13 protein-coding genes are annotated in these 20,476 nt (G+C 68.4%); 6 read left to right on the forward strand and 7 right to left on the reverse strand.

Going from position 1 to position 20,476, the window contains the following annotated elements:
- Positions 1-57 precede the first annotated feature (57 nt).
- Positions 58-1,476 (forward strand): M20/M25/M40 family metallo-hydrolase, encoded by a 1,419-nt coding sequence (locus AC3QL3_RS08140; RefSeq protein ID WP_492897877.1) that lies wholly within the window; start codon positions 58-60, stop codon positions 1,474-1,476.
- Here the strand turns inward: AC3QL3_RS08140 and AC3QL3_RS08145 are convergent.
- From AC3QL3_RS08145 to AC3QL3_RS08155, 3 genes are all read right to left on the reverse strand, one after another.
- Entirely contained in the window at positions 1,455-2,216 is a 762-nt protein-coding gene (locus AC3QL3_RS08145; RefSeq protein WP_492897878.1) for an alpha/beta fold hydrolase, read from the reverse strand. The genes AC3QL3_RS08140 and AC3QL3_RS08145 overlap by 22 nt on opposite strands.
- Entirely contained in the window at positions 2,213-2,932 is a 720-nt protein-coding gene (locus AC3QL3_RS08150) for a YebC/PmpR family DNA-binding transcriptional regulator (protein ID WP_492897879.1), read from the reverse strand. The genes AC3QL3_RS08145 and AC3QL3_RS08150 overlap by 4 nt, the downstream gene beginning before the upstream one ends.
- Positions 2,933-3,053: 121 nt before the next feature.
- On the reverse strand, positions 3,054-5,864 hold the full coding sequence (locus tag AC3QL3_RS08155) for a S53 family peptidase (protein WP_492897880.1): 2,811 nt from the start codon (positions 5,862-5,864) through the stop codon (positions 3,054-3,056).
- A 270-nt stretch (positions 5,865-6,134) separates the two neighbouring features.
- Here AC3QL3_RS08155 and AC3QL3_RS08160 point away from each other — a divergent pair, with 270 nt between their 5' ends.
- The 5 genes from AC3QL3_RS08160 to AC3QL3_RS08180 all read left to right on the forward strand — a co-directional run bounded on the left by AC3QL3_RS08160 (position 6,135) and on the right by AC3QL3_RS08180 (position 13,807).
- Positions 6,135-8,342: a WD40/YVTN/BNR-like repeat-containing protein gene (locus tag AC3QL3_RS08160; protein ID WP_492897881.1), complete on the forward strand. Its 2,208-nt coding sequence runs from the start codon at positions 6,135-6,137 to the stop codon at positions 8,340-8,342.
- Positions 8,343-8,463: 121 nt separating this feature from the next.
- Positions 8,464-10,872 (forward strand): winged helix-turn-helix domain-containing protein, encoded by a 2,409-nt coding sequence (locus tag AC3QL3_RS08165; RefSeq protein ID WP_492897882.1) that lies wholly within the window; start codon positions 8,464-8,466, stop codon positions 10,870-10,872.
- Between the two features lie 144 nt (positions 10,873-11,016).
- Positions 11,017-11,766 carry a queuosine precursor transporter gene (locus AC3QL3_RS08170; protein ID WP_492897883.1) on the forward strand — a complete coding sequence of 250 codons (750 nt, stop codon included), beginning with the start codon at positions 11,017-11,019 and terminating at the stop codon, positions 11,764-11,766.
- Positions 11,767-11,859: 93 nt separating this feature from the next.
- A complete protein-coding gene (locus AC3QL3_RS08175) occupies positions 11,860-12,378 on the forward strand; it encodes a MarR family winged helix-turn-helix transcriptional regulator (protein WP_492897884.1) in 519 nt (172 codons plus the stop codon).
- The gene (locus AC3QL3_RS08180) at positions 12,371-13,807 is read left to right on the forward strand and encodes a S41 family peptidase (RefSeq protein WP_492897885.1); all 1,437 of its coding nucleotides are present in this window, start codon (positions 12,371-12,373) and stop codon (positions 13,805-13,807) included. Before AC3QL3_RS08175 ends, AC3QL3_RS08180 begins: the two co-directional genes overlap by 8 nt.
- Before the next feature lie 13 nt (positions 13,808-13,820).
- On the opposite strand, the gene AC3QL3_RS08185 is transcribed toward AC3QL3_RS08180, so the two are convergent.
- The 4 genes from AC3QL3_RS08185 to AC3QL3_RS08200 form a co-directional block, all read right to left on the reverse strand.
- On the reverse strand, positions 13,821-15,179 hold the full coding sequence (locus AC3QL3_RS08185; RefSeq protein WP_492897886.1) for an MATE family efflux transporter: 1,359 nt from the start codon (positions 15,177-15,179) through the stop codon (positions 13,821-13,823).
- 100 nt (positions 15,180-15,279) lie between these two features.
- Positions 15,280-18,408 (reverse strand): TonB-dependent receptor, encoded by a 3,129-nt coding sequence (locus tag AC3QL3_RS08190; RefSeq protein ID WP_492897887.1) that lies wholly within the window; start codon positions 18,406-18,408, stop codon positions 15,280-15,282.
- A 176-nt stretch (positions 18,409-18,584) separates the two neighbouring features.
- On the reverse strand, positions 18,585-19,595 hold the full coding sequence (locus tag AC3QL3_RS08195; RefSeq protein WP_492897888.1) for a FecR family protein: 1,011 nt from the start codon (positions 19,593-19,595) through the stop codon (positions 18,585-18,587).
- 1 nt (position 19,596) lies between these two features.
- Complete coding sequence (locus AC3QL3_RS08200; RefSeq protein WP_492897889.1) at positions 19,597-20,190, reverse strand: RNA polymerase sigma factor; 594 nt, start codon at positions 20,188-20,190, stop codon at positions 19,597-19,599.
- Positions 20,191-20,476: the final 286 nt, after the last annotated feature.

Below are 20,476 nucleotides of genomic sequence, written 5' to 3' on the forward strand. Positions count from 1 at the left end.
TTGATGTTTGGCCGGCGCCGTTCCACCCTCGACGTTTGATCGAAGCGAGGGCCGGCGATGAGTAAGGCGTGCAAGCGGATCGCGATAGCCGTCGCGATGGCGATGGGAAGCGGCAGCGTCGTGGCGGCGCCCGCCGCCGACGAAGCGGCGTTCCGTTCGCTGTACAAAGAGCTGGTCGAGATCAATACGACGCTGTCGGTCGGCAGTTGCACCGAAGCGGCCAATGCGATGAAGCGGCGCCTGCTCGCCAGCGGTCTGGCGCCGGCCGACGTGCAGGTGCTGGTGCCGCCGCAGCGGCCGAAGGACGGCAACCTGCTCGCGACCTATCGCGGCAGCGATGCGAAGGCGGCGCCGATCCTGTTGCTCGCGCACATCGACGTGGTCGAGGCGCACCGCGAGGACTGGCAGCGTGATCCGTTCAAGCTGACCGAGGAAGACGGCTGGTTCTACGCGCGCGGCGCCAGCGACGACAAAGCCATGGCGGCGGTGTTCGTCGACAGCCTGATCCGCTACCGCAAGGCCGGCTTCAAGCCGCGCCGCGACATCAAGCTCGCCTTGACCTGCGGTGAAGAGACGTCGGAAACCTTCAACGGCGTGTCGTGGCTGATCGAGCAGCATCCCGACACGTTGAAGGCCGCATTCGCTTTGAACGAAGGCGCCGGCGGCGAACTCGACGCGGCCGGCAAGCCGGTCGCGCTGCAGGTCCAGGCGGGCGAGAAGGCGTATCAGGACTTTACGCTCGAGATCACCGACGCGGGCGGCCACAGTTCGCGCCCCAAGCCGAGCAATCCGATCTACCGCCTCGCCGCGGGGCTGGAGAAGGTCGGCGCGTATCGTTTCCCGATCCAGCTCAACGAGGTCACGCGCGCCTACTTCAAAGCGCAGCTCGAACTGGCACCGAACGCGGCCGTCGAAGACATCAAGGCGGTCCTGCGTGAGCCGCCCGATGAAGCCGCCGCCGAGCGTCTGTGGGCGCTCAATCCGGGCTGGAACAGCATGCTGCGCACGACCTGCGTCGCGACCATGGTGCAGGCCGGCCACGCACCGAATGCGCTGCCGCAACGCGCGCGTGCGAACGTGAACTGCCGCATCCTTCCCGGCGTGCCGATGGAAACGGTGAAGAACACGCTGGCGCATGCGATCGGCGACGACGGCATCGCGATCAGCGGCACCGAAGATCCCGGCGCGAAATCGCGCGTGCCGACGCTGACACCGCAGATGCTGGAGCCGATCCGCAAGGTCGCCGAATCGATCTGGCCGGGCGTCGCGGTGGTGCCGACGATGTCGACCGGCGCCACCGACGGCCGTTTTCTTAACGCAGCCGGCACGCCAACCTACGGATTGTCGGGCATGTTCCACGACGCCGAAGGCAGCCGCGCGCACGGGCTCAACGAACGCATCCGCGTGAAGTCGCTGCTGGACGGACGCCGGTTCCTGTACGAGATCGTCCAGCTCTACGCCAACGGCGCGGACTGAGCCGGGCTCAAGCGTTCGATTTCGGCCAGCACGCGCGGCCATGCGCGGCTGAGCGGGTCGATCGGCTCGTAGTGGCCGCAGCCGGCCAGCGCGACGAAGCGCAGTTGCGGCTGGCGCTCGAAATACGCCTGCGCCAGCGCGAGCGGCACGGTGGCGTCGTCTTCGCCGTGCAGGATCGTGGTCGCGATGCGCGGCGCCGCCAGCCGCGACGGATCGAGGTCGGCGCGCGCGGCGGCATCGCCGCCGAGAAACGCTCGCACCGCGCCGCCGCCGAGCTGCAGCTCCTGCGCCAGGCGCAGATCGGCCACCGGCGCCAGCGCGAGGGCGCCGCGCAATCGCGGCGTCGGCGGCTGCACCGCCGCGAGCAGGGCGAGATGGCCGCCGGCCGAATGGCCGATCGCGACGACGTCGCCGTCGTGGCCCTCGGTCAATGCCGGCAGCGCGGCGAGCGCGGCGCGCACATCGCCGACGCTGAGATCGGGCGAACCCGGCACGCGGCGGTATTCGAGCGCAGCGACGGTCCAGCCCGCGGCCGCGAGCGCGGTCGCCATCGGGCCGGTGTGCGCGCGGTCGTACTGCGGACGCCAAAAGCCGCCGTGCACGAGCGCGAGCAAGGGCCGTCGTGCGGCGCGCGCATCCCCGTAGCGCAGGTCGGCGACCTGATCGGGCAGCTCGCCCCAGGCGACGACTGCATCGGGCGGTGGCGAGTCGCGCCCGAGGACGGACTCGTCTTCGCTCATGCCGCCGGCAGCGCCGCGTTGTGGTAGACCTCCTGCACGTCGTCGAGCTCGTCCAACCAATCGAGCAGATCGCGCAGGGTTTCTTCCGCTTCGCCGCTGACCGCGACGCGGTTTTCCGGGCGCATCACGACGTCGGCGTCGAGCGGCGTCAAGCCGGCGGCGGTCAGCGCCTTCTTCACCGCTTCGAAACTGTCCGGCGCGCACAGCACGGTGCTGCGGCCGTCGGCGCTCTGCACGTCGTCGGCGCCGGCGTCGAGCGCGACTTCGAGCAGCTTGTCTTCCGCGCCGGGCGCAGCGGTGTCGAACACCAGTTCGCCGATGCGCTGGAACTGGAACGCGACCGAGCCGCTGGTGCCGAGGTTGCCGCCGTGTTTGGACAGCGCGTGGCGCACGTCGGAGACGGTGCGCACCGGGTTGTCGGTCATCGTGTCGATGATCAGCGCGACGCCCGAAGGGCCGTAACCCTCGTAGCGGATTTCCTGCATGTTGTCGGCGCCGTCGGCACCCGAGCCGCGCTTGATCGCGCGTTCGATGGTGTCTTTGGACATGTTCGCCGACAGTGCCTTGTCCATCGCCACGCGCAGACGCGCGTTGCCGGCCGGATCGGCGCCGCCGCGCGCGGCGATGGTGATTTCGCGGATCAGCTTGGTGAAGATCTTGCCGCGGCGTGCGTCCTCGGCGTTCTTGCGATTCTCGATGCTCGGGCCTCTGCCCATGGGACACCTGCGTTGACGGCCGGCACGGTGCCGGCGCGAGGGCGCTGAGGATACTTCGCCGGCGCGTCGGCGGGCCAGACGGCGACGGCCGCCGCGAGGTGCGGCGGCCGTCGAACGCGACTCAGAGCGTGCAGCCGGCCGGGATCGGTCCGACGCGCGCGAGGTTCAGCGTGCCGCTGGGGTAGCCGCTGCCGCTTTGGAAGGTGTAGGTCAGGGTCGCGCTGCCGCAGCTGTGAAACACGATATCGGCCGAGCCGATGGTGGTCATCGTGGTCGGCACGTTCTGGTCGAACGCGCCGCCGCTGGAGAGGTAGATCGGTATGTTTTGCAGCGTGCGCGTGCCCGGCGTCATCGTCGCTTGCAGGGTGAACCAGCGCTGCGCCGCCGGACCGCTGTTCGCCTGACCGTTGACGGCGAAGGTGTACCACGCCGCGAAGAACACGTTCTGGATCGGGTTGATGTCGAACACCAGCCCGTGACCGCCGCCGCCCCAGGCGCCGGACAAGAGATAGTTCGAGGCCGGATTGCCGTTGTTGCCGCTGGCCGAGCAGGTCACCGGCGCGGTCAATCGGGTCAGGTCGAGCGTGCCGTTGCGGCCGCTGCCGTCACTGAAGCTGTAGTCGAGTTTGCCGTGCGAGCAGTCGCCGAACTGCACGGTCGCCGAGCCGACCGGATTGGTGGTGGTCGCTTGCGAGGCGTTGAAGCGGCCGCCTTCGGTCGAATAGATCGGCACCGTCGCGCTGGATGCGCTGCTGTCGACTTGCCCCTGCACGGTGTACCAGCGCAGCCCGCCGCTGGCGACGATGTCGTAGGTGAACCAGCCGCCGAACAGCATGCCCTTGCCGGCACCGTAGAAGTCGGGATACACCTCGAGCACGAGGCCTTGGTTCTGGGTCGAGAAATCCGCCCAGGAACCGGTCAGACCGTGCTGGTCGAGATTGACCGCGCTCGGCACCGCGCTCCAACGCGCGAGCAGGTTGGCGACGTCGATCGTACCGAGGCCGGTGGCGAGGTCGTAGCCGGCGCCGACCGCGTAGCCTTGCAGGCCGCCGGACAGCGAATTCGCGCTCGGCAGCGTGTTGTTGCACAGGCTCGCCGTACCGATCGCGCAATTGCTGACGCCGCTGCTCTGCACGGTGACGTCGTGAAAGACGCCGTTGGCGGAGCTGGCGCCGAGCGTGTACAGGGTCGGATTCAGATTGCCTTGCGCCGAACCTTGCTTCTGGTTCAACAGCGCGGTGACGCCGGCCATGCTTGGTGCCGACGCCGAGGTACCGCCGGAGACCAGGAAGTTGAACCGGTTGTCGCTGCCGACCGCGCAGGAACCTTGCGAGGCGGCCATGCAATCGAAGTAGCCGTTCTTGGTCGAGGCGCCGAAGGAGACGTCCGGCACCTTGCGGCCGGCGCCGGTGGGCACGCCGGGACCGGTCTGCCACGCCGGCTTGGCGATGTAGCCGCTGACGCCGCCGCCGGTGCCGGCGACCTGGAAGTTGCCGCTGCGGTCGATCGGTTCGTTCCAGGCGCCTTCCGGAATGTAGCCGGTGGCGGAAACGAATCCGGTGCTGTTGGATGTGCTCCAGTACTGCTCGGTGCCGAGGCCGAAGCTGGTGCCGCCGACGCAGGTGACGTGGCCGGACGAGCAGATCACGTTGATGCTGCGGCTGAGGCCGCTGGTCGGCGGCTTGAAGTAGTCGGCGCAATCGGCCGCGCCGGCGTCGCCGGAAGAGACGAAGATCGATTGACCCTGCATCGCGCCTTGCGCGAACAGCTGGTCGAGCGCGTTCGCGGTCGCCTGCGAATTGGCGCCTTCGCAGGAGCCGAAGCTGATGCTGACGATGTTCGCCACCAAGGGCTCGTGGTCGATCGCGTAATCGATCGCGTAGTTGATGCCGTCGACGTTGTCCTTGGCCGCGCTGACGACCAGCTTGATGTCGGCGCCGGGCGCCACGCTGCCGGCGCGTGTCACGTCCAGAGTCGCCTCGCTCTGGTCCTTGACCACGTCGCTGGGGTTGCTGCAGCTCGGCGTGCCGGTGGTCGAGCAGGTGGTCGCCGCCGGACCCGGATCGACGCCGTCCGGCGGCACGATCACGGTCGGCATCTTCATCGTCACGTTGGTGCGCGCGCCGAAGTTCTGGATATCCGCGTTGTAGACGCGGGCGCGGCCGAGGATCGCGATGGTCTGGCCGCTGCCGTTGTACGTCGACGGCAGGTTGTAGATCTTGGCGAAGTCGCCGGGCGTGACGAAATGCGAGCAGTCGCTGCCGTCGCAGTTGGTCATTGCCGGTTGCGCGCCGGCGCTTGCGCTGCGCACGTCGCCGCTTCGGTACTGGCGCTGGAAGCGCGCCGGGGCGAGGCCGAGCACGGACTCGACTGCACCCGCCAGCGCGGTCGGTATCTGCGGCTCGGCGGTCGGCGCCATGCGTTTCTCGTCGGCCTGAGTCTGGTAGTAGCGCAGTTGAGTGCCGAATGCTGCGGCGACCGCCGCCGCGCTGCCGCTGAACTGAACACGCAGGCGATTGTTGGACACCGAGTCGACCTGCAGGCCCTGGCTGCGCAGCCAGCCCGAGACGGCGTCGATGTCGCTCTGGTTCGCGCCGAAGCGCTCGCCGATTTCGCTCGGCGTCAGCCAGCGCTGGTAGTTGGGCGAGGTCGGGTCGCGCTGTTCGCGCAAGTAGGCGTCGAAAGCTTGCTGACGTTCGGGCGAACGCTTCAGCGCCAGGTGCAGCTGGTTCAGCGCGGTCGCGGCCGGCACTTCGCCGCGATCGTTGGCGGCGTCGGCCCAGCCGACGCGATGGCCGGACAGAGCGGTGCGCTGGGTGGAGTCGATCGGCGTGTCGATCAGACGGGTTTCGGCGGCGCGCGTGGTGGACGCGCTGAACGACAGGGCTACGGCTACGGCGAGCGTGGCGGCGGTTTTCGGCATCAGGGACATCAGGGTCATCCTCCATGGACGTTCAAGCATGATCGAGCGCGGCGCGGGCGCATGCAACCGCGGTTTCCTGAACGTATCGGCGCAATTCGTCCGGCAAACGATTTTGCGATCCGTCGAAAACATATCGAAAACACGTTGCAAACACTTGCCGAACGCGCGTCTGCGCTTTTGTCCGCACCCTCACGGACACCGTCGTGGCGATCACGGCGAGACGCCGCGGCTCGCGCCTTCGTCGGCGATTAGAACGATACAAACCTTGGGGGTTCCTACATGAGCATTCGCAGTTTGCCTCTCATCGCCACACTCGCCGGTACGGTGCTGGCGTCGTCGGCCGTTTCCGCTGCCGGCGGATCGAGTTTCGACGCCACGCGCGCCGGTGCCGGCGACTGGTCCGGCGCTCGCCCGTTGTTGCCGCCCACAGCACGAGCCGCTTCGGACGCGCCGGCACCGCGCGGCCATACGGCGGCGGATTGGCATTTGCTCGGACCCTACGGCGGCGATGTCGCCGACGTCGCCGCGTCGCCGAGCACGCCCGGCCTGGTCCTCGCCGGCATCGCGCCGACCAGCGGCGCCGGCACCGGCGGCACGTTGTACCGCTCCACCGACGACAGCGCGACCTGGTCGCGCGTCACCGCGCTCGACGGCCGCAGCGTGTACGACATCGAATTCGGCAGCGGCGCCGACGTCTATCTCGCCACCGACAACGGCGTCTGGAGCAGCAGCGACGGCGGCGCGACCTGGACTCAGCGCGATCTCGGCATCGGACCGAACCAGCAGGTGCTCGACGTCGCGCTCGATCCGGCCGATCCGGCCGTGGTCTGGGCCGGCGTCGCCGACGCGCAGGGCAACCAAGGCGCCAACGTGCTGCGCTCGGCCGACCGCGGCCTCACCTGGACCGACAAGACACCGCCGCACATGCCGATGAGCTGCAACGTGATCGCGCTCGATCCGGCCGATTCGAACACCGTACTCGCCGCGTTCGGCGGCGCGCTCGGCGGTGGTGAGGTGTGGGTCAGCACGGACGGCGGCGCGAACTGGACCGATCGCAGCAGCGGCCTGCCGTCGGGTCGTCCCTTGCGCGCGGCCGCCATCGCCGGCGCGCGCCTTCTGGTCGGCGGCGGTCAGCTGTTCGGTCAGTCCTATGTCGGCCTGTACGGCTCGGACGATCTCGGCGCGAACTGGACGCGCATGGACGACGCCGGCTGGCCGCTGGCAGTGGTCACCGACATCGCGGTCGACCGCAGCGACGCGCAGACCATCCTGGTCGCCACCGACGGCGCCGGCATCAACCGCACGAGCGACGGCGGCGCTACCTGGCAGACCGCGATCGGCGGCACCGGGCAGATTTCGGCGCAATCGCTGCGCTTCGCGCCGAATTCGTCGACCCAGCTCCTGCTCGGCGCGAGTTCGCTCGGCGTCTACCGCTCCGTCGACGGCGGCACCGACTTCGCCGCGGCCTCGATCGGCATTTCCGAGTTCAACCTGCTCGCGATCGACACCAGCCCGACCGATGCGAACCAGCTCGCAGTCGCGTTCCAGAGCAACAATGCCGGCGGCATCCTGACCTCGGCCGACGGCGGCGCCAGCTGGACTCCGGCTAGCGCGCCGCCGACGCGCTACAGCACGGTGCGCTACGCACCCGACGGCACTTTGTACGCGCTCTCCACCGGACCCTCCACGATCGCGCCGGAAGGTCTGTATCGGCGCGAGAGCGACGGCAGCTGGACCAGCCTCGGTCCCGATCAAGGCGACTTGTACGAATCGGATCTCTTCAGCATCGCCTTCGGTACGGACGATGCGAACCTGATCCTGCTCGGCGGCGGCGACTTCGGCGTGGCCGGCTGGGCCAGCACGGTGTGGCGTTCGGCCGATGCCGGTCAGAATTGGGATAAGGCCTATGCGGGCAACGATTTCGACAAAGTGGTGAATCTGGAATTCGTGCCCGGCCGCGCCGGCGCCGAAATCGTCGGCGCCTACGACGGCTCCGACTCCGCGCAAGCCGGCGGCGCGGTGCGCTCGACCGACGGCGGCTTGAACTGGGATGTCGCCTTGAACGGCTTGCCGACCTTCGCACGCTCGCCGCGGTTGTGCTCCTCGCGTGCCAATCCGGGCGTCGTGTATCTGTCGGTGTACGACTCCTGGAGCAGCAGCACGATCTACACCAGCAGCGACGCCGGCGGCACCTGGACCTCGACCGGCTGGACCGGCAACGCGGTGCGCGACATCGCCTGCGACCAGGAAGACGCGCAAACGTTGTACATCGCGCTCGAAAGCCGCGACCGCGTGCAGCGCTCGACCGATCGCGGCGCGAGCTTCGTCTCGTTCGCGAGCGGCTTGGACAATGCCGGCATGCCGGCCGAGCTCGCCTTGTCCAAGACCGGCGCGCCGCTGCTGTACTACGCCGGTTCGCAAGGCGGCTACTTCAGCGCCCGCGACGCCGGCGTGCCCGATCGAGTGTTCGCCGACGGCTTCGATTGAACGCGCGATGGAAGCCGCGCTGAGGCAGGCTTCGGCGTGGCGCGGACTCGATCCGATTGCGGCGCGCGCACATGACCGCGCGCCCTGGTCACACCCGCGCGAGGACATTACCCTCGCGCGGGTGAGTCAGCGCCTGCGTTTCCATCACTTCGAGATCGATCTCGCCGCGCGCGAACTGCGCGAGGCGGGCCGGCTGCTGCAGTTGTCGCCGAAGATCTTCGACTGCATCGCGTATTTGCTCGAGCATCGCGAACGCGCGGTCGGCCGCGACGAGCTGATGGCGGCGGTGTGGGGCAGGGCGGACACGGCCGACAGCCAGCTCGGCCAGGCGATGCTGAAAGCGCGCCGCGCGCTCGGCGATTCGGGCGACGCGCAGCACACGATCCGCACCGTCGCCGGCTTCGGCTATCGCTGGGTCGCCGAGGTCGGCGTCGTCGACGAGGAGATCGCGGACGCGGCGCCGGTCGTCGCGCCGGCGCGCGAAACGCTGAGCGAAGTCGCACCGCGACGCGCGACTGTGCGTTGGCGCACGTTGGTCTACGCGCTGGCGGCAGTCGCGGCGATCGCCGCGTTGTCGTTCGGGTTCTGGCGCGAACGCGCAGAGCCGCCGGCGGCAAAAAACGCAGTGGCGACGCTACCGGCGAGTGCATCCGATGCAATCGCGACCGACACGATCGTCGTACTTCCCGCGCAGGTCGACGCCGGCGCGGAATTCTCGTGGCTGCGCCTGGGCATGATGGAATTCGTCGCCACGCGCTTGCGTGCGGCCGGGCAAACCGTCGCGCCGAGCGAGAACGTAGTGTCGGCGCTGCGTGCCGACGGCGACGCGGCGCAAGCACCGGCGGCGGTGCGCGCCGCGTTGAAGCCGCGCTATCTGGTGCTGCCGAGCGCGCGTCGCACCGATCAAGGCTGGATCGTCGGCTTGGAATTGCAGGACCGCGACCCGCCTGCGCGCGAGGTCGCCGCGAACGGCAGCGACGCGATCGCGGCCGCGCGCGCGGCGAGCGAGCGTCTGCTCGATCTGCTCGGCCGCAAGCAGGGCGAGGCACCGGTGCCGGCCTCGCTGCCCTCGGAAGAACTGCTCTCGCGCGTCGACGCCGCCCTGCTCGCCGACGACCTCGACAGCGCGCGGCGCCTGCTGCAATCGGCGCCGGCCGAGCAGCGCCGCACACCGCCGCTGCGCCTGCGTCTGGCTCAGGTCGAAGCCGGTGCCGGGCGCTTCGACGTGGCGGAACAGGATCTATCGCGCTTGCTCGCCGAAGTGCCGCCGGAGAGCGATCCGGTGCTGCGCGCGAGCATCGCCAGCAGCCGCGGCGCGATGCTGGTGCGGCTCGGCCGCGCGGCGGAAGCGGAAACGGCGCTCGGCAGCGCGCTGAGCGCGTTGGAAGGTCGCGGCGAGGCGGCCCTGCTCGGCAAGACGCACATGCGCCGCGGTGTCGCGCGCGCGTTGCAGGGTAAGGTCGATGCGGCGATGGCCGATTTCGCGCAGGCGCGCATCGCGCTGCAGCTGGCCGGCGATGCGCTCAGCCTGGCTCAGGTCGAATTGAACGAAGGCGCACTCAACGGCGTGCGCAATCATCCGGCCGACGCGCTCGAAAGCTTCCAGCGCGCCGAGCGTCAGTTCGAACGCTTCGGCATTTCCAGCGAGTGGGTCACCGCCTTGGCGAACCAGGTCGTCGCGCATCGCGTGCTGCTGCAGCCGCTCGAGGCGCTCGCGGTCAGCCAGCGCAGCCTGGCTCTGCTCGGCAAGCTGCCCAGCCCCGATCTCGAACATCTGTTGAAGTTGCGGCGCGCGCAGGCCTTGGTCGACAACGGCCGCTGGAGCGACGCCGACATGCTGCTCGGCGAACTCGCGCGCGGCATCGATCCGGCGCGCGAGGCCGAACTCGCCGCGTTGACTGCGAACGAGCGCGCCGTGCTCGAACTCGCGCGCGGCCGCGCGGCCGCGGCCTTCGCGCTCAGCGCGCCGACGATGGAGAACTTGAGCGCACCGGAATTCGCCAGCGCGCGTTCGGAAGCCTGGTTCCTCGCGATCCGCGCGCTGCATGCGCAGGACCGTCTCGCCGAAGCGGGCAAGCTGACCTCGAGCTACGCCGCCTGGGCCGCGCCATCGGGCAATACCACCTTCCAGATCCACGCACGCCTCGCCGCGGCCGAGCAAGCCGCCGCAGAACGCCGCTACGCCGAGGCCGACCGCGCCTACGAAGACGCCTTGCGCGCGGCGAATGCGCAGAACGTGCCGGCCGACGTCGCCGACGTGGCGCAATCGTGGGCGACTTCGCTGATCGCACGCGGCGAGTTGATCCGCGCAGCGCCCGTGGTCGGTCAGCTCGCGCGATATGCCGAGGTCGATTTCGGCAGTGCCTTGCTGCAAGCGCGCCTGTATCACGCGCTCGGTCAACAAGAGGCCTGGCGCAGTGCGCTGGCGCATGCGCGAGCGCTGGCGATGGAGCGTGCGATTCCGGACGAGTTGGTCAAGCCGCCCGCGGCGGTGGCGATCGGACGCGCGACGGCGGATGTGGGGCGCTGAGCGCCTGCGGTTCCGTCTCTCCCGCAAGCGGGAGAGGCGCGATGTTTCGAGCATCTCGTCGCGCGAATCAATCTTGCTACGGCCGTGCGTATTCGCAAGCGCCGACGCGGTCGCTACCATCGCACGTCCGAGCCGGAGCCGACGATGAATCCATCCGCTGCCGCGAGCGTTCGCGGCTTTCGCTACTACGATCTTCTGGTCGGCGGCATGGTCGCCGTGCTGCTGTGCTCGAACCTGATCGGCCCGGCCAAGGTCGGCACGATCGATCTGCCCCTGCTCGGCGCGCTCAGTTTCGGCGTCGGCAATCTGTTCTTCCCGGTCAGCTACATCTTCGGCGACGTGCTGACCGAGGTGTACGGCTACTCGCGCGCGCGCCGCGCGATCTGGGCCGGCTTCGGCGGACTCCTGTTCGCCAGCTTCATGACCTGGGTCATCCTGGTCATGCCGCCGAGTCCGAGCGAGCCGTACAACGTGCAGTTGCAGCCGGCGTTGGAAGTCGCGTTCGGTACCACCTGGCGCATCGTGCTCGCCTCGATGATCGCCTACTGGCTCGGCGACTTCGCCAATTCGTTCGTGATGGCGAAGATGAAACTGTGGACGCAGGGCCGTTGGCTGTGGACGCGCACGATCGGCTCGACCATGGTCGGGCAGGGCATCGACAGCCTGACCTTCTACCCGATCGCGTTCATCGGCGTGTGGGAAGGCGAAACCATTCTCAAGGTCATCGCGTTCAACTGGACGATGAAGGTGCTGGTGGAAGTCGTGCTGACGCCGGTGACCTACGCCGTGGTCGGCTTCCTCAAGCGCCGCGAAGGCATCGACGTGTACGACCGCGGCACGCACTTCACACCGTTCAGCCTGCGCGACGAAGGCGAAGCGCAGCGCCCGCGCTGAAATCATCCGGCTAGCTCGCTCGGCCGCCACGCGAGTGGGGCTTGATTCATGCAAATAATTGCGCATAAAATTGCGCAATTATTTGGAGTTGCCATGAGCGAAGCCCCGTTGGCCTTTCTCGGCGAGTTGCGACCGGCCTTCGTCGCCCATCTGGCGGCGCGCCTGTGCGACCAGATTTGCCGGCAGACCGCGCAGGAAGCCGAACGGCTCGACATCGTCGCGCCCGAGCACACCCATTCGGCGATGCTGTATCTGGCCAAGCGCGGCCCGGCCACGCTGGCCGAGATGGCGCGCAGCGACGACCAGCCGCATCAGCTGCTGGCCGCGCGGCTGGCGCCACTCGAACGCCTCGGACTGATCGAACGCAGCGCCGATCCGGCCGACGGCCGCCGCCGGCCGTACCGTCTGACCGCGAAAGGCCGCGCCGAGATCGCGCGCATCGAGAAGCTCGCCGCGGCGAGCGCGGCGGCGATGCGCGAGCTGTTCGAGGAAATGGGCGTCGATCTGATCGCCGTGCTGGAAGAGGCGATGCAACGTCTGCAGCGCCGTCCGCTCACCGAGCGCGCGACCGCCGCGCCGCCAGCGAAGAAAAGGAGTCTGCGTCGTGCCTGATCTTTCCATCTTGAAACTCGCCGTCGCGTTCGCCGCGGCGATTCTGCTCGGCGCCTGTGCGAGCAGAACCACGCCCACGCGCGCCGATGCGACTAGCTGCGCCGTGCTCGACCCGCGCGCCGCGCTGGCAGCCTTGCCGCCGCCGCGCTTGCAGGAAGGCGCGCTGATTTCCGCCGCGGATTTGCGCTCCGACTTCGCCGGTTGGTTGGCCGGCTTGCGCGAGGTGAACGCCGATCCCGAGCTGCGCATCGACCGGCCCGGATTCGAGCGCATGCGCAGCGAAATCGAGTCCGGCTTGGTCGCACCGATGAGCGAGCGCCAGGCGTGGCAGTCGTTCGCGCGTCTGACCCCGTTCCTGCGCGACGGCCACAGCGGCCTGCTGATCAAGGACTACCGCCAGCGCGCGGCCGACTACCAGCGCGGCGGCGGGCGCCTGCTGCCGTTCGAGGTCGCTTTCGCCGACGACGGCGGCCTGCGCGTGCGCGCAGCGGCCATGGCGCAAGCCGTTCCGACCGGCAGCCGCGTCCTCGCGATCAACGGCCGCAGCGCCGACGAGATCGTCGCCGCGATGCTGGAGCGTACCGAGGGCGATACGCCGGAGTTCCGCCGCGCGCTGGTCGCGCGGCGCTTCGCCCTGTTGTACTGGATGTTGTACGGCGATACCGAACGCTACGTCGTTGAAACGGCGGCGCCGGGAGCGTGTCCGCAGCTGCTCACCCTGCTCGGCAGCGACGTACCGCCCTCGCGCTCGGCCGCGAACGAATTTTCCAGTGCCGTGTTCGAGGGTGGCATCGGCTATCTCAAGGCCGGCAGTTTCGGCGCCGAGTATCGCGAGGACTTCGCCGCATTCAGCAAGAAAACGTTCGCCGAGTTCAAGGCGCAAGGCATCCGCGCGCTGATCGTCGACGTGCGCGACAACGCCGGCGGCGACGACGACCTGTGGCAGAACGGTTTGATGGAATACCTCACCGACAAGCCGTACATCCACGTGTCCGGCTTCGCCAAGCGCGTGCCGGCCGACGATGTCAAGCCGGGTGAGCGCGCCGGCGATGTGCGCCGCAGCGCGTACGACAAGCGCATCACGCCGTCGGCGCACAATCCGCTGCGTTTCGCAGGTCCCGTCTACGTGCTGAAAGGGCCGTTCACCTATTCGGCGGCGATCCAGTTCGTGGTCGCCGCGCAGGATTTCGGCATCGCCAAAATCGCCGGACGCGAGAGCGGTGCACTCGGCTGTCAGACCGGACGCGTCACCGACATCGCGATGCCGAAGACGGGGCTCAGAGCGTTCACGCCGAGCCGCGTCTTCATCCGGCCGTCGGGTTCGGGCTGCGCGAATCCGGTGCGGCCGGACGTGATCGTCGACGACGACGGCGTCGATCCCGCGCGGGCGCCGGCACTGTTGGCGGCGACGATTCGCGCGACGCTGTAAACGCGCCGCGTCCTCAAGCGGACGCGGCGACCGGCGGCACGACGGCGCGGCGGCGCATCTCACGGCGCAGCAGCCACAGACACAGCAGCGCTTGCACGCTGACCGTGATCACCGACAGATACCACAGCTGGCGCAGCTCGAAGCCCGGACGCGACGACAACCACAGCGCCGGGATCGCGGTGATCACCACGCGCGTCGCGCTCGCGTACAGCGACGGCAAGGTGTCGCCGAGCGCCTGGAACATGCCGGCGCAGCTGAAGATCAGGCCTTGCGCGACGAAGTTCCACGAGATGATGCCGAGGAATTCGGCGCCGACGCGGACCACTTCGGCGTCGGCGGTGAATATGCGCACGAGCACATCCGGCCGCCATTGGCAGAGCAGGGTCAGGGCCAGCATCAGCGCGCTGCCGATCAGTGCCGCGTTGCGGAAGGTCTCGCGCAAGCGGTGCATCAGACCTGCGCCGAAGTTCTGTCCGGCCAAGGGCGCGACCGCGAATGCGATCGCCATCGCCGGCAGGAAGATCGCCTGCATCACGCGCGAGCCGACGCCGAAGCCGGCTTGCGCGTGCGCGCCGAAACCGCGGATCAGCCAATAGATCAGGCCGATGTAGAGGAACAGGATGAGGAACTCGCCGCCCGGCGGCAGGCCGATGCGCAGGATGCGCTTCCAGGTCGGCAGGTGCAGGCGCAACAGCTTGGTGTCGAAGCCGACGTACTTCTCCAGCCGCACGAAGTACACCACCATCATCACCACGCCGACGGCGACCGAGATCGAACTGGCCAGCGCCGCGCCGGCGACGCCGAACGGCCGTCCGGTCAACCAGCCGGCGGTGAGGATCGGCGCGAGCAGCGCGTTCAACACGACCGTCAGCACCTGCACGATCATGCCCGGCTGCGCCAGGCCGGTGCCGCGCAGTGCCGAGCCCATCGCGATCAGCGCGAACTGCAAGGCCATGCCGGGCAGGAACCAATGCAGGTAGGTGGTGCCGGCCGCACGCGTCGCTTCGTCGGCGCCGAGTCCGCGCGTGTAGGCATCGACCAGACCGTAGCCGGCGATCAGGGTGAACGCGGCGAAGGAGGCGGCCAGCAGCAGACTCTGATTGAAGATCAAGTTCGCGTCGGCTTGATCCTTGCGCCCGACTGCTTGTGCGATCAGCGCCATCGCGCCGACGCCGAGCACCTGGCTCAGTCCCATCACGACGAATTGCACGTTGGCCGCGGTGGCGACGCCGGCGATCGCGGCATCGCCGATCTGCGCGACGAAGTACAAGTCGACCAGCACGTACAGGGTCTGGAACAGCATGCCGATCGCGATCGGCGCGGCCAGCCGCAGCAGATGATCGGTGATGGAACCGGTAGTCAGATCACGCATGGCGTATCACGGCGGCGGAAAGCCGCGAAGTGTGCGCCCAAGCCACCGCATTTGTCTGCATCGTCGTCGCGCGTGCGTGCGACGACGATGCGCGAACGCGTCAGGGTTCGCTGCCGCCGAAGCGATAGTTGAAGTCGACGAAGAACTGCCGCCCGACCGCGTCGAACCAGGAAATGTCGTAGTACGGGTACGAGGCGTAGCCCTTGTCGCGACGTGGTTTGGTGTCGAACAGATTGTCGACGGTGAAGGTCAGGCGCGCGCGATCGTTGAAGCGATAGCCGATGGTCGCGTTGTACAAGGTGCTGGCGTTGATGCGGCCGTCTTCGTCGTAGTTGGGCAGGTGGCCGAGGCGCTGGCCGTGCAGGGTGGTGGTGAAGCGGTCGTAGGTCCAGGTCGCGGTCGCGCTGGATTTGGTGCGCGGGATGTCGTAACCGCTGTCGACGTCGAACTGGTTGACGGTCGGATCGCCCGGGTACTGCTGCGATTCGTGCTTGATGACCAGGGTGTAGCCGAGGCGGAAATCGAAGCTGCCGAGGCGGTCGGTGTCGAGCCGGTAGTGGCCGGCGAGGTCGAGTCCCGAGGTGCGCTCGCGCGCGACGTTGATCGGATTGACCGACACCGCTTCGAGTCCGTTCGGGTTGACTGGATTGTCGGCGGCGTAGCGGCGCACGCGCGCGATCGCGGCTTGGCAGGTGGGCGAGTTGATGTCGATCGGCGTGCCGTTGGCGGTCTGGCCGATGCGGCAGTCCGCTTCGGTCTGCAACAGCGTATTGATATTCAGATCGAGCACCGCATTGCTCATGCGGATGTTGAAGTAGTCGATGCTGAAGTCGATGTTGGAGGCCGGCGAATAGACGAAGCCGAAGGTGGCCGACTTGCTGGTTTCGCTTTCGAGCTTCTGGTTGCCGTTGCGACGGCCGAGGATGGTCTCATCGCCGTAGGAGCAGTCGCCGATCGGCTCGTCCGGCTCTTCGGTGCGGCAGCGATAGTAATCGGGCTGGTTGGTGTGGAAGCCGCTCGGACCTGCGAACAAGTAATGCAGATCCGGCGCGCGAAAGCCGGTGCCGGCCGAACCGCGCACGAGCAGGCTGTCGAACGGACGCCATTCCAGGCCCAGGCTCCAGGTGAACTTGCCGTCGCCACCCTGGCCGTACTCGAACTTGTCGTAGCGGCCGGCGGTGCTCAACAGCAGCGATTCGAACACCGGCACGCGGAACTCGTACGCGGTGCCCCAATGCGAGCGCGAGCCGGCGCCGGTGACTTCCTGGATGCTGTAGAAGTAGGGCACCAGCGCGCGCTGGTCCGGATTGATCTCGTACGCCTGGTTGCCGAACTCGCCGACCAGGGCGAAGCCGACCGGCCCGGCCGGCAGCTCGAACAGCGACGGATTGTTCAAAGTCAGCGACCAGTTCTCGGCGCGCGACTTCGCCTTGTCGACGATGTTCGACGAAATCGAGGCGTATTCGGCCGGCGTCAGCGGCCGGTACAGGCGCGCTGGATCGGCGTCGAAGATCGGATAGCCGGTGTCCTCGTCAACGCCAAGCTGCGGGCCGAGATACAGATCGTTGGCGCGGCCGGCGATGATCGCCGGAAACTTCGCCTTCGCCGTGTATTGGGAGTGGTTGAAGCTCGCCTCGTAGGACCAGTCCGACTCGCCGATCAAGCCTTTGAGTCCGCTGGTCAAGGTGTAGTTGTGCGAGACGTTGCGGATGTAGCCGTTCTCCAGCCCGCCCATTTCCTCCGGCGTGAACTGGCGCGACCACGAATCGAGCGCGCCGGTGCGGCGATTGAAGAAGACGCCGTCGGAGCTGCCGTTGGCGTCTTGGAAATCCCACGCCAGCACGTCGCGGAACACCTTCGTGTTGGAGTAGCCGTACTGCAGGTCGGTGAAGAAGTTGAAGCTGTCGTTCAAGCGATAGTTGAGCGACGTGAACAAGTTCGCGCTGCGCCGCTTGCTCAGAATGGTGCCGTAGCCGATCGACTTGTCGCTGCCGCAGAAATAACCGGGGCCGTAGCCGCCTTCGCCGTCGGGCAGTCCGTAGTTGGGGCGGCTGGCGTAGTAGGTGCTGCCGCGGTTGAGCCACGACAGCGCATCGCAGGTCGCGCGGCCCGGATCGACGTACATGTCCTCGATCGGGTCGTAGCGCAGGAAGGTGCGCCGTCCGAGCGGCGCGGCCGTGGTCGGATTGTCGGCGGTGGAATCTTGGATGTTGCGGTCGTAGGCCCACAGCGGCTTCTGGTCGAGCAGTTCGCCGCCGAGCACCATGCTGAAATCGCCGGCGCTCCAGCCGCTGGCCAGTTGCAGCCGGTTCGAGCTGCCGCCGCCGTGCTCGGTGGTGCCGGCGCGATAGTCGAGCGCGATGCCGTCGACTTGGGTCTTGAGGATGAAGTTGACCACGCCGGCGATCGCGTCGGAGCCGTAGATCGCCGAAGCGCTGCCGCTCAATACTTCGACGCGATCGATCATCGCCAGCGGAATGCTGGCGACGTCGGTGAAATTGCTGGTGCCCTGGAACGGAAACGGAAAATCCGCGATGCGGCGGCCGTTGACCAGCACCAGGGTGTGATTCGGACCCAGTCCGCGCAGGTCGACCTGGGCCGCGCCGGGGGTGAAGTGCGCGCCGCTGGCCGACTGCTGGCTCTGTGTCTCGCCGCCGTTCTGGGTCAAGGACTTCAGCACGTCGGGCACGCTGCCGAAGCCGGCGCGGCGGATGTCGTCGGAGGTGATGGTGGTGATCGGCGCCGGTCCTTCGACCTGGGCGCGCGGAATATGCGAGCCGGTGACGGTGAGTTTCTGCAACTCGGCCGGCGGCTCCTGCGGCGGATCGTCGTTTTTCTTCGGTGCGGCCGCCTTCGCCGCCGGCTCCGCCGTCGCCGGCCGCGGCGCCGCCGGCTTGACCACGACCGTGCTCGCATCGGTGAATTCGGAACCGAACGCAGTGCCTTGCAGCAGCTTGTGCAGAGCGGTCGCCGCGCTGTGCTTGCCGCTGACGCCGGGCGATTGCGCGTTCTCGAGGTTCGCGCCGGCGGTCAGCACCTGCACGTGGGCTTGCTTGGAGTATTCGATCAGCGCGCTGGCCAGCGGTTGCGGCGCGATCGCGAAATCGACCGCCGCCGGTGCGCTCTGCGCGCGCGCATCCGTGACCGCGAACGGCAGCGCGGCGAGCGGCGGCACGACGGTCAGGAGAAACGAAAGTACCTTGTGCGGCGAAACCGCGCGATTGCCCATGAACATCCCCGTCGCCGCGGCAACGGCGCGGCTCGAGAGCCATGACGGATCATCGGCCGGATTTTGAAATGCGCGCTCGGTGGAGTCGCGATCGGAGCGAAGTCGCCGGCGTCGTGCGCGCCAACGCGCGCATCCGCCGGCTTTCAGCAGTCCTGGTAAATCGCGGACGGAACGCTTCAGCGCGCCGCGTGCGCCGCCGAGATCGTCACCTGCGCGGCATCACCGCCGACGCGCACCGGCAGGACCTTCGGCAGCGCGCGCAGCCAGCCATCGAGCGCGCCCGGATCGACCGTGCCGGTGAACGCCAACGCGCCGAGCCGCGCGTCGGTGAGCATCAAGGGACGCGTCGAATAGCGGTTGATGTTGGCGATCACCGAATCGAGCGGTTCGTTGACGAATTCGAGCCGATGCTCGCGCCAGCTGGCGGCGCGCGTCGGCGAGATCGCGCTGACGGTGAGGCCGGACGCGTGCGGATCGAAGGAGATCTGCTGGCCGGCCACCGCTTCGAGCGCATCGGCCGCGGCGACCTTGCCGATCGCCGTGCCGCCGCTGCCCGCCACCCGCACGCGCCCTTCGGCGACCGCGATGGTGACGCGCTCGCCGGTGCGGCGCACGTTGAAGGCGGTGCCGACCGCGCGGATCGAGATCTTGCCGGCGGCGACGATGAACGGCCGGGCGGTGTCGTGCGCGACCTGGAAGTACGCCTCGCCCGCGCCGAGGTCGACGTCGCGGCGCGCGCGCGTGTAGCGCATGGTCAGCTGGGTGGCGCCGCCGAGCGCGATCTGCGAGCCGTCCGGCAAGGCGATGTCGCGATCGGCCGCCACCGCGGTGGCGTAGCTGGCGCTTTCGACCGCGTCGGCGCGCAGATGCTCGCGCAGCAGCACGCCGGCGCTGACGGCGGCGAGCACGAACGAGGCGGCGAGTGCGAACGGCCACCAGCGCCGCGGCGGCGCCGGCGCGAATTCGCGCACGAAACTTTGCCGGGTTTCGGCGTCGAGCGCGCCGAGCTGGGCGCCGAGTTCGCTGACGCGCGCGAACGCGTCGGGATGGCGCGCGTCGGCGCCGCTCCATTGCAGCCATTGTTGTTCGGTGCGCGCGTCGCGGCGCGGATCGCGCAGCTGCACCCACCAGTGGGCGGCGCCGTGCAGCGCCTTGGGGGAATTCGGGTCGGGGCGGTTTCGGTCCATGTCAGAGCGTCTCCTCGGCATCCAGGCGCTCGCGGCAATGCGCCATCGCGCGCGCCACGTGGTAGCGCACCATGCGTTCGCTGAGCTGCATCGTCCGCGCGATCGCGTCGAAGCCGCGGCCTTCGATCGCGTGCATGACGAAGGCGGCGCTGGTCTTGCGCGGCAGCTCGCGCAGCGCCTCGCGCACCAGGCGCAACTGATCGGCCGCCAGCACGCGGCGATCGGGCGCGGGCGCAGTCAGCCAGTCTTCGAACAACTCGGCCAGCGGCTCGTCCGCTGCCGTGTCGGCGCGTGCGTTGCGCTGGCGCAGGCGGTCGACGGCGAGATTGGAGGCGATGCGGAACAGATAGGCGCGCAGGAAGCCGACCTGCTCGGGGTGTTCCAGACGCAAGAGGCGCACATAGGCTTCCTGCGCGACTTCCTGCGCCTCGGCGATCGAGTCGAGACGGCTGGAGAGGAACGCGATCAGGGTGCGGTTGTGCTCGCTGAACAGGCGCGCCACCTGCGCCGCATGCGCCGCTGCGGCGCCCGCGACGGGACCTGTGCGCTCGGTTTCGTGCTGGCTGCTCGCCGGATTCAAGCTGGGGTCCGTCATGCTGCGTGCAAACCAAGACGAATGGCCGCGCTCGGATTGAAATCGCGGCGGGTACTTCCCGCTCCGACGATAGCGTGAAACCTGCGCCTCCGGTTTGCCGGATCGGCGGCTGTCTTCTGGCGGCGAGTGTTATGGGAGACATCGCAATGAAGCGCTGCGCCCCGACTGCCCTCACTCCAGCCCTCTCCCGCGAGCGGGGGAGGGTGAAGCAAGCCGCGCATTTCAAAAATTCGCGCCGGACTCGTCTCAATCAAAGATTCGGATCGGCGCGGAAAGCCGCCCGCGT

The sequence above is a fragment of the Dokdonella sp. GW821-FHT11D02 genome, from assembly GCF_058808595.1.

Coding starts and splice junctions, on each gene's coding strand:
- AC3QL3_RS08140 (WP_492897877.1), top strand. CDS start 58: ATGAGTAAGGCGTGCAAGCGGATCGCGATAGCCGTCGCGATGGCGATG.
- AC3QL3_RS08150 (WP_492897879.1), bottom strand. CDS start 2,932: ATGGGCAGAGGCCCGAGCATCGAGAATCGCAAGAACGCCGAGGACGCA.
- AC3QL3_RS08195 (WP_492897888.1), bottom strand. CDS start 19,595: ATGGACCGAAACCGCCCCGACCCGAATTCCCCCAAGGCGCTGCACGGC.
- AC3QL3_RS08185 (WP_492897886.1), bottom strand. CDS start 15,179: ATGCGTGATCTGACTACCGGTTCCATCACCGATCATCTGCTGCGGCTG.
- AC3QL3_RS08145 (WP_492897878.1), bottom strand. CDS start 2,216: ATGAGCGAAGACGAGTCCGTCCTCGGGCGCGACTCGCCACCGCCCGAT.
- AC3QL3_RS08155 (WP_492897880.1), bottom strand. CDS start 5,864: ATGTCCCTGATGCCGAAAACCGCCGCCACGCTCGCCGTAGCCGTAGCC.
- AC3QL3_RS08190 (WP_492897887.1), bottom strand. CDS start 18,408: ATGGGCAATCGCGCGGTTTCGCCGCACAAGGTACTTTCGTTTCTCCTG.
- AC3QL3_RS08160 (WP_492897881.1), top strand. CDS start 6,135: ATGAGCATTCGCAGTTTGCCTCTCATCGCCACACTCGCCGGTACGGTG.
- AC3QL3_RS08200 (WP_492897889.1), bottom strand. CDS start 20,190: ATGACGGACCCCAGCTTGAATCCGGCGAGCAGCCAGCACGAAACCGAG.
- AC3QL3_RS08170 (WP_492897883.1), top strand. CDS start 11,017: ATGAATCCATCCGCTGCCGCGAGCGTTCGCGGCTTTCGCTACTACGAT.
- AC3QL3_RS08175 (WP_492897884.1), top strand. CDS start 11,860: ATGAGCGAAGCCCCGTTGGCCTTTCTCGGCGAGTTGCGACCGGCCTTC.